General features: G+C 59.9%; 10 protein-coding genes and 2 pseudogenes. 4 read left to right on the top strand and 8 right to left on the bottom strand.

Features of this window, described 5'->3' with window-relative positions; genetic code table 11:
* Positions 1–398, top strand: a pseudogene (locus SM753_RS20160) (hypothetical protein); the annotation flags it as partial.
* A gap of 440 nt (positions 399–838) precedes the next feature.
* On the opposite strand, the gene SM753_RS20155 reads toward SM753_RS20160, so the two are convergent.
* The 8 genes from SM753_RS20155 to SM753_RS20120 form a co-directional block, all read right to left on the bottom strand.
* A complete protein-coding gene (locus tag SM753_RS20155) occupies positions 839–1,459 on the bottom strand; it encodes a hypothetical protein (RefSeq protein ID WP_323192881.1) in 621 nt (206 codons plus the stop codon).
* Between the two features lie 80 nt (positions 1,460–1,539).
* On the bottom strand, positions 1,540–2,022 hold the full coding sequence (locus tag SM753_RS20150) for a phosphatase PAP2 family protein (protein ID WP_323192880.1): 483 nt from the start codon (positions 2,020–2,022) through the stop codon (positions 1,540–1,542).
* Positions 2,022–2,375 carry a hypothetical protein gene (locus SM753_RS20145; RefSeq protein ID WP_323192879.1) on the bottom strand — a complete coding sequence of 118 codons (354 nt, stop codon included), beginning with the start codon at positions 2,373–2,375 and terminating at the stop codon, positions 2,022–2,024. The genes SM753_RS20150 and SM753_RS20145 overlap by 1 nt, the downstream gene beginning before the upstream one ends.
* 174 nt (positions 2,376–2,549) lie before the next feature.
* Complete coding sequence (locus SM753_RS20140) at positions 2,550–3,698, bottom strand: ATP-binding protein (protein ID WP_323192878.1); 1,149 nt, start codon at positions 3,696–3,698, stop codon at positions 2,550–2,552.
* Positions 3,695–4,588 carry a hypothetical protein gene (locus SM753_RS20135; RefSeq protein ID WP_323192877.1) on the bottom strand — a complete coding sequence of 298 codons (894 nt, stop codon included), beginning with the start codon at positions 4,586–4,588 and terminating at the stop codon, positions 3,695–3,697. The genes SM753_RS20140 and SM753_RS20135 overlap by 4 nt, the downstream gene beginning before the upstream one ends.
* Positions 4,585–5,163, bottom strand: a complete 579-nt coding sequence (locus tag SM753_RS20130) for a hypothetical protein (protein ID WP_323192876.1) — start codon at positions 5,161–5,163, stop codon at positions 4,585–4,587. Before SM753_RS20130 ends, SM753_RS20135 begins: the two co-directional genes overlap by 4 nt.
* A gap of 6 nt (positions 5,164–5,169) precedes the next feature.
* A complete protein-coding gene (locus SM753_RS20125) occupies positions 5,170–6,720 on the bottom strand; it encodes a hypothetical protein (RefSeq protein WP_323192875.1) in 1,551 nt (516 codons plus the stop codon).
* Positions 6,721–6,837: 117 nt separating this feature from the next.
* Positions 6,838–7,233: a hypothetical protein gene (locus tag SM753_RS20120; RefSeq protein ID WP_323192874.1), complete on the bottom strand. Its 396-nt coding sequence runs from the start codon at positions 7,231–7,233 to the stop codon at positions 6,838–6,840.
* Between the two features lie 653 nt (positions 7,234–7,886).
* On the opposite strand from SM753_RS20120, the gene SM753_RS20115 reads away from it, so the two are divergent.
* The 3 genes and pseudogenes from SM753_RS20115 to SM753_RS20105 form a co-directional block, all read left to right on the top strand.
* A complete protein-coding gene (locus tag SM753_RS20115; RefSeq protein ID WP_323192873.1) occupies positions 7,887–8,099 on the top strand; it encodes a hypothetical protein in 213 nt (70 codons plus the stop codon).
* A 163-nt stretch (positions 8,100–8,262) separates the two neighbouring features.
* Positions 8,263–8,499, top strand: coding sequence for a hypothetical protein (locus SM753_RS20110; protein ID WP_323192872.1), 237 nt, complete (start codon positions 8,263–8,265; stop codon positions 8,497–8,499).
* A pseudogene (locus SM753_RS20105) lies at positions 8,496–8,987 on the top strand (hypothetical protein); the annotation flags it as partial. The gene SM753_RS20110 and the pseudogene SM753_RS20105, both read left to right, overlap by 4 nt.

Genomic DNA, 8,987 nt, shown 5'->3' with positions numbered 1-8,987 from the left:
CCGCCGGGACCGCCGCGGAGATCGCGGAGGACCTGATCCCCATTCAGCGAATCTCTCGGACGCCGGACGAGAACCTAAACGCCCGCGAGAGGCGCGCAAAGTTCCTGTGGCGGGACTTTCAGGATTACTCGAAGCCTGCCGCTGACGGCCGTGTCATCAAGTCCCCGGAAGCGAAGCGCGTCCTTTCCGCTGCGGAGCCGGAGGACGGCGCGGACACGATCGACACGACGATCGTCAAACGCACGTTCGACGTTATCGCCGACGGAACTCGGGGAGCCGCGTCGAAGAAAAAGGTAGACGGGACGTGGCGGCTGCTGGTCCCGAACGACTGGAAGGACCAGGCCCGTCAGGTAGCCACTGACGCCGCTGACAGTGCTGTCAGGGCGGGAGGGCAGTGACGGTGTCACCAACAGGGCGATAGCCCGCAAACGTATCACGAACCCCTAGACGTTCCACGTACCGGTTGCACGCAACCAACTGTTTTCTAGTAACAACTGACAGCAGCCCCCGCGCGTGTTTAAGTAGTAGTAACGAGGATAGGGAGCAGTCGGGCGGTTTTGCTGGCTGACAGCACTGTCAGCTAAGGTGTGTTACTCCGTCGACGGGTTTCGTATAGCCGCCACGGGTTTATCAGCCGCTATTCCGGCGCGTCGTCGTCTCTCGCCCGGCGGGAACCGTGTTTCCCCCGCGTCAACCCCAGGGGTCGCGGCCCGGAAACGGGGTTGCACGGGCGGATATACCACTTCTCGGGAACTACCACGAACGCGAAAGGTCGAGAAAAACCGCCACACGTGAGGCCGCCGTTTTCTTCCTGGAGCTGTTCGCGAGCGTTTTCCTATCAGCCATCAAACAGCCACGTGTGTTCTCCCTCGCCGGGAGCGACCACGTCGAGCCGGTCGTCGCGGGCGAGGTCGCGGAGGCCGCGCTTCCCGACCGCGTTCCACCACCCGCCGCTACTGTCGTAGGCCGCCGTGTGGTCCGGGTAAACGTGCTCGACAAAGTCAGCCTTTGACGCCGACCCCTCCGACCGGAGGAAGTGATAGCACGCGTTCACGGCCTCCCTGCGCCGTTCCAGTCGCTCTCCGGACCCGGGCAGTTCGACCGACTCTATGTTTTCTTGCAGCGCGCTCGCCGTGTCGATAGCCTCCGACTGGTACATTTCGAGGTCGTCGCCGGGGTCGTCACGTCGATCGTCGGCGTCCACGTCGTCGAGCGCGGCTTGGTCCGGGTGCTCCTCGGGAGGGAGCCGCGGAGGAACGACGCGGTCGACGTGCCACCACGCCACTGCGCGCGCGCCTATCTCCTTGCTCTCGACGGCGTCCGTCCGCTCCAGCAACCTCAACTGGTCGAGCACGTGACGGCGCGTTTCGTCGACATCGTCCGACAAGTCCCCGGCCGAGACAACCGGGTCCGGGTGCTCCAGCATCATGTCCTCCAGTTCGTCTAACGATAGTGCCATGTTCCTACGTCATTCCCACGTGAGAAAGGAGTTTCGGACGCTATGCCTTCGCTATTCGTTCGAAGGAATGACCCGAGGGGCTACGAACCCAGATAATCCGACGTGAATGTGTTCATGGGGCCACGTGCGAGCGCGACCTTGTCGAACAGCACGACCCCGACTAAGAGCAACGCCGCTCCGAGCGCCCAACCCGCCAGCACGTCGCGCACGTAATGGACGCCGATAACCAGACGTGAGAACCCGATGAGTCCGGCGAAGACTCCCGCGAGAACAGCACGCCGTCCAATTCCATCGTCCTCAATCAGTGCGATACTGCCGAGCGCAACGAGGGAGACGCAGGCGTGCCCGCTCGGGAACGCGAAGCCACCGACGGCCGCGCCCGGCGGACGCGGGAGCGCGACCGTCGCTTTCACCCAGGTCGTCACGGCGATCGCCGCGTAGGTCATCACGACCGGACGCAGGTCAAGCCGACGGACCAGAACGCCGTAGCCGACGGTGAGAGCGAGCAACGCATTGTAATCCCCGAAGTGCGTCACCGTCCAAGCAGTTTCAACGGCAGTCATCACTCTCCCCCGACGGCAGGCTCGACGCGATCGGCGTCGAGGCTGTCCCCGTCGTCATCACGCGCGACCGGGTCCGCGGCCCCGCACTGCGGGCAGTACTCCGGGTCCGTCCGCAGCACGACCGCACACGTCTCACACGCGCCCACGCTCGTTTCCTGCCACGCCCACACCGCGCCGCCGAGCGTGAACACTGCGGGCGCGCTAAGCAGTCCTTGGAACGGTTGCGGAAGTCCACTCGCCGCGACCAGCACCGTCAATCCGGAGAGTCCGAGCGCCTTTGCGACCCACCCCGCTCGGGGCTTTAGTTGTTCGCCGATGCTTTCGAGCGTCGCTAATTTTTCTTCAATATCCATTGTTAGTCTCCGAACCGCTATTTTTCGAGTTTTGAGCCTGTTCGACCTGCGAAATCGTGGTCCGGTTGACCCGGGCCACCAGCGAAATCGGCCAATGCGACCCCATACTAGAATAAATATAATGGCACCACCCGGGGGGTCTGTGGTGGTGGAACGTCCCCGAACTCGACGCTGTCATGCAGAATCCTCCGTCGGGTCTTCCACGATATCACGATGCTGACCACGCTGCCATTCGCCGACTCTGTCGCTGACCCACGAGGACGAATAATCGACGATTTCTTTCCGCTCGTTCGACACAGCGAGTTGAGAGAGTCCGTCATCGGACCATGGCTTCACGGCCCGTAGCGCCGTCTCAATATCTTTTCGTCGTTCGATATCTTGCACGTCGACGCTGTCGTTCTCGTCCTCCTGGTCGTCGAGGACGACGCGGAACGGAGCGGGATCGTGTTCGTCGATAGATTCGCGCGTGTCGGTGAGGCCGTGTTTCTTTTCAACGAGTTCCTTGGTGTCTCGACCCCCGGGACTGTCGAAGATGTTGACGCGTCCGGGGTCGCTCGGACTGGGTTTTTGAACAATCAGCGTTGCCATCCGCCGAATGTCGGCCGCCGATTTCTTGAGCGTGTGCGCGACCAGCGCGACCGACCCGCGCTTTGCGTGCATCCCGTGTTCTTCCTGGCGCTTTCTTACGAGCGTCATCCTGTCGACGAACGCGCGCGCCTTGGGGGAGTCGTCAGCCTCGCCGGATAGCTCCCGATTGCTTTCGTCGATTATTCCGAGCGCCTGTTTTTTGTGAGACGCCATTTCTTCAAGCATCTCCACGTCGGATTTGACCCGCTCGTCAAACCCGGACCACTCGGAATTGCCGTAAAGCTGTCCTCCGGTTTTCGCTCCCCAAACCCGGGCAACGTCGAACATGAACGACGTTTTTCCGGACCCGGGCGGGCCGACGACGAGACAGATGCAGCCCTCGCTCGCCAGTCGGTCAGCGACCAGCTGGACAGCCTCCTCGCCGTCGTCGTCCGTCTGACTGACGAGTCCGGTCAGTCCTTGGAGTTGCGCCGCGTTGCCCTCTTTAAAGGCGTCATTCGCCGTCCGAGTCGCTGCGCTCTCAATCACGACCTTCGCAAGCCGGGTTGACAAAAAGTTCTCTCCGTGGTCCTCGTAGATCGAACACTGATAATTAAGCCAGTCGAGAACCTTCGGGTCGTCAATATAGCCGGCATAGCGCCTGATAAACTCGTTCTCGTTGCTTTCGAGCGCGTCTTTCAAGAATTCGCGTGTCTGCCCGGCCGCGTAAACGGCGGACTTGTCGTTGCTACTCATCTTCCTCCGTCCGTCGCGACGGGCAGATTGCTCGGGTTCTCCTGCGCGTGCTCTAGCGCTTCGCCGTCGTCGCCCTCCTGGTCGTCGTCGACGCCGCGGCCGTCGTCGGCGTCCTTCTCGACGCGGTCGACGCGGTCGGGGTCGTCCGCTCCGTGTCCGACCTGCCGTTTGATTCGCTCCGGCAACACGTCGTCAATCACGTCGTCAATGCTGTCATCCTCCCCGGGCGCGTGCGATAGAGAGCCTTCGAGGACAGCGTTCTGTGATTTGGACTTCCGGAAATCCAGCCGCCGAATGACCATGTAAAGGTGGTCAGTGACCCACTTATACAGCCCGTGGGTACTCTCGTAAGAATCTCGAAGACTAGCTAGCTCTGCCTCAATTGCCGACGGTTTGGTTCCAAGTAGATCGGCGTCGCTCGGAATATCCTTCCAGGTAACGTGTGCAACTGGATTTTCGGCAGAGCCATTGAAGAACCGGCACACGTAGAGGTTTGACCGTCCCTGCGGACTGTGCAGGCTCTTACCTCCGACGACGAACATATCTTGCACGACGGGATTGGTCACTTTCGAGATTCGCGGAGTCGCGGGATCGTCGTTGTTGAACTCCACGACCCAGCACCACTCGGGTTCGGCCTCGGGGAAAATGTCTCTCCCCGCGAAATAGCCGCCGAGAACCGCCAAGGCGCTAAATATCGCAGGGAATAGAATCCAACTCGGCACGGACGGATCGACGGCCGGGAGCCAACCGACCCACGCAAGGACCAGATAGCCGACAATAATCACGAGGAAAACGAGGAAATGGTCCCGGAACAGGCCCCACAACTCCCCGATGATCGTCTCGGGAACGTCGAGGACGCTCCGGCCGTCATCGCGGTTGTCGTCAGTCATCGAATTTCCTCCACACGGCGTTTCTCTTGCTCATCTATGTTCCAGTCCCTCCACTTCTTCACGCCGATAAGACCGGCAGTGAACGACCCTGCAACGGAGAGAATCGTCACGGCCCATGTCACGGGACGATTGAGGATGCCACTCGTTGAGTCAGTCGGAGACAGAAACGTCGCCGTCCCGCGGTCAATGCTGCGCCTGGTAGAGACGATGACGGCGGCGTTGTCGGGATCTGATATGCTAATCTCGACGGTCGTGCGGTCCCCGTTTCCAGCAAGCGCGCTTTGCTTGATATTGATTTGTCCGCTCCCCTGCTCGAACGCTCCTGCCTCTTGGATTGTGACGCGGGTCGGCACATCAGCCTCGAAGGTGATTTCCATAGTCTCGTCCCCCGTCATCCCGAAATCAACCACGCGCACGACGCTATCGACGCGCTCGCGGAAGTCGGTCGGCCCGTCCGGATTCGGCACAGTCGCGTTCGGCACGGTATCGTTCTCTTGCGTCGCGCTCGCCCCAACCGGAGTTACCCCCGCAACGACGGCTAAGGCGATCAACGCGACAGCGAAAAAATACCTCATTGGTAATTAGTTCGACGCCGCGTTTAGTCCGAAGGCTCCGAGAATGGCGATCCCTCCGGCAATTGCTATGTTACGAAGAGGAAGGTCGGAGAGGAACCCGCCGCCGCCGCCAGAATTGGCGATAATCTCGGTCTGTCGACTTCGTGCGCGGGTTTCAGCCTCGTTGTAGCTTTTCATCGACTCCGCATATTCCTCGGCCGATAGACCGCTTTCTGTCACTCGATCCACAGGCTCATTGAACGATACCGTGTCCCCAGATCCTTCTCTCTGAACGATGGTGAATTGGTCCTGCAACACCGTCTGAGCGCCGACGATCTCGCCGTCCCAGTTTTCCCGGTTGTAGGAGAAAAACACCGGTCCGGGGAGCGCATCGGGGTCGATAGGAGATCCGACAGGAAGACCGCCGGACGGCGGCGATCGCATCGCTAAGACGCCTTCATAGCGTCTCGTTTCCGTCTTTGTCTCGGTTGTCGTTTTATCGGTCGTTGTCTGATCCTCAATTGGAACCTCCGTTTCGATGACAACCGCAGGTTCCGAAACGGGAACTCCAAGTGAGGCCAGCGTCGAATTCGCTTGAGCGAAGTTGTCCGAATTCTGTCCCATCGATGCAAAGTCAGACGCAGAGACGAGTTGACTCTGGTCAATCATGCCAGATTTCCAACCGTCAAAAAGCTCTCCTGCGACCGTCTCAGCCTGTGAAACGGCATTGTTGTGTTTGTTCTTCAGATCACTCCAGAGGCCATGATAATCGTTAGCGATATCGACCATCAACTGTTGCGAGCCGCCGCTATCAGGCGGTTTGATGTAGACCTGTTTAACTGTCGCATTGCCGCCGTGACCCGTCATCCTCATGTCGAACCAGTGATTTGCCCCTCCACTGATACCGACAACCGGACTTTCAGACGTGTATGTTGTTCCGTCGAGAAGGTCGTAATTAACTGCATTGGTCCCTCCCTTGTACGTTTCTGGGTCGCCGTTTCCGTAATCGGTCCTCATGTCGAAGACCTGTCCGAACGACAACGCATCTGTTGAGTCCACCGACTTCAGCATCACATGGATATCGGTGATTATCTTGTCCCAATGCAACAAGAAATTTTTCTGATTTGTTGCATAATATTCAGATACCGCATCACTTGCGGCTTGGACGACTGTCGCACGGTCGGAGCCATTCAAGATTTCTTCGACAGCGGCCGTCTGAGCGTCCTGAGTTGCCGCCGATTCTGTTAAGTCTGTGACATTATTTGTCTGGTTGAAGAAGTTCTCCTGCTCGCCTTTGATCCGCGTCGCGTCTTGCATGAGGCCGTTGTGAACCTCCTCAGCGACCTTTTCCTGATACTGCTCTTCGTCAACGGCCGAGCCGTCATCCCAAACATAGTGGGTTAACGCCGCGCCCGCGACGACTCCAGCCCCCGTTGCGATTGCAAGACCGACCGCAGCGTCTGCCCGACCGACAGGCGACAGTCGCGGCATCCTCGACGCGGCCGACCCCGCGATTGTGAGGCCGCCCGCGGCCGCCGCCGAGCGCCGCATGAGTTGCCTCCGCGTCAGGTCCGTCATCGTCCCCCTCCGTGAGACGCGAAGCAGTCGAGAGCGGCCCGCCCGGTCGGATGCGGTTCCGCGCAGGTCGGGCAGTGATGCACGTCGTCGACGCGAGAAATGTTTCCTTTCATGAAATCACCCAAGATAGCTGACAACTCCGACTCCGACGAATTGGATCATCATCGCGAGGAACTTGCCCGCGTCCGACCCCATCGTAAGCTCGGTCATGATCGGCATGAACGGCGGCGCGAGAACGAGCCAAATCACGACGAGGACCATCCAACCCTGAAGCCCCGAGAGAGCGTCCAAACCCACGTCGTTCGTCCACATGATCGCTCCGAGGCTAGCTAGCGCGACGACGGCCGCAACGGTTATGCTGGTCGTCCAACCGTCGGCCGTGAACGCCCATAGCTCGGTTGCCGGGTCGAACCCGAACGGCGTCACGTCAGTGACCCGGAGTTGCGCCGCCGATGCGACGACGAACAGCCCCATCCAAATCGAATCACCCACGTCCGCTTCGAGTTTGCTCATACGATTCCTCCGCGTCCGTTCTTCTGCTGTCTACTTAGCGACATGCTACGGATGTGAAATCTAGTCGAGGCATAAAAAATGTTGCCGTCGCTAACAGATGTGTTTGCCTAACTGACTAACATCGACTTAATCGACGTACGGGTTAAACCCGGAGTGTATGAGGCCCTGAGCGGCTTCAATTCCATCCTCGGTGAGGCGATAAACCCCACCCCCCTTATTCACAATGTAAGATTCTTCGGCGAGAGGCGTCAGAGAGCGCGATATGCTGTTACGGTGATGACCGGTCCGGGACCCAATGTTTGCCGCCTTGTCATCTCCGTGAACAAGCAAATCAACCAATATAGCTTGCTGTGTGGGTGTTAGATTCATTATCATCTCTCCCGCACGGACGGAGGATAGGATTTTTGGGACGGTAAGTTAGCTCTGCAAACAACTATGTTAGCGCCAATAACAGTAGGATCCTCCTAGGGAACCTTTAAGTTGACATGAACCATTAGCTGACGCTAACGAACGTTGGACATCCCCGGAGGAAAGAACCTTGGCCGGGTCCCTCCGGGGACTGACTGTAATAGTGGTTGTAGGCCAGACGGCTTAAATCTGCCGTCTGTGCTGTTTGCGCTGCTATCATCCTCCGTTCGGTGGCCGGACAAATGATGCAAGATGGACACCGAAAACCCGATTCGTATCGTAATCTCACAAACTCCCTTTGCCAACTCCCGAGCGGCGCGGTCGGAGAGATCGTCGACGTCGAAGATGTGGCGGTCGCCGGCGTCGAACAGCGCCGCGTCGTCGTTCGGAGTTGCGACGGGAACGGCATTGACAACATCGCGCGGGAGCGCGTTGAAGTCCGTGGGGAGGACAGATGACGACGGTGTTTTGCGCCGAGTGTGGGAAGGGATTTGAACCCGATATTGACCACGTCCGCGTCGACGCCGAAACGTTCCGGATCGCGGACCGCAACGACGAGGACTTTTATATGTTCCATGTCGACTGCTGGCGCAACATTTCTGGAGAATGGAGTGATCCCGCATGAGAAAGCCACCTCAGCGCCCCGAGAAACACTTTCGGCGGGACGGCGGCGAAGGCCTCCCGCCGGTCCGTCACCAGGACACCGACTCGACGTGGCTCTTTACGTGCGTCGAATGCGGGCGTCGGTGGGTGACGCCGCCCGGTCCCGTCATCGGTTGTTCGTGCGGCGGCGACGTGGTCGGCCACCAGTTCGACACTGACGACTACCGGACGCTTCGCCGTGAGGGGTCGCTATGAGCGACCCGATCGACGCGCTCGCGCAGATGGAGGAACGCTTTGAAACTCGGCTGAATCAGCTAGAGGAACGCGTCGACGAACTCGAAAGCGAACTCGCGGACGAACGCGATCGTCGTCGACGCGCCGAGCGCGCCGCGGCGGAGGCCGAGCGGGAGCTGTCCGAGCGCGTCGACGCCCTGGAGGGAGAGCTAAAGCGCGTCGACGGCGTTGCGACCGGCGCGGTCAACGCCGCCGGTGCCAACCGGGACCGCGTCGAGGAACTTCAGGTTCGGGCGCTTGAACACGGAGCGCGGCTGAAAACCGAGAACCTTCCCGAACCCGCCGAACTCGAAACGTCCACCGAGCACGCGAAGATCGAAACCCGCGACGACGGGACGGAAGTGCTCACGCTCCCCGGCGTCGAGGCCGACGCCGCCGGGACCGCCGCGGAGATCGCGGAGGACCTGATCCCCATTCAGCGAATCTCTCGGACGCCGGACGAGAACCTA

It is taken from the genome of Halostella sp. PRR32, assembly GCF_034808085.1.
Lineage (GTDB): Archaea > Halobacteriota > Halobacteria > Halobacteriales > Natronoarchaeaceae > Halostella > Halostella pelagica.
The sequence above is the reverse complement of the archived record's forward strand: the minus strand, read 5'-3'. Positions and strand labels throughout refer to the sequence as shown.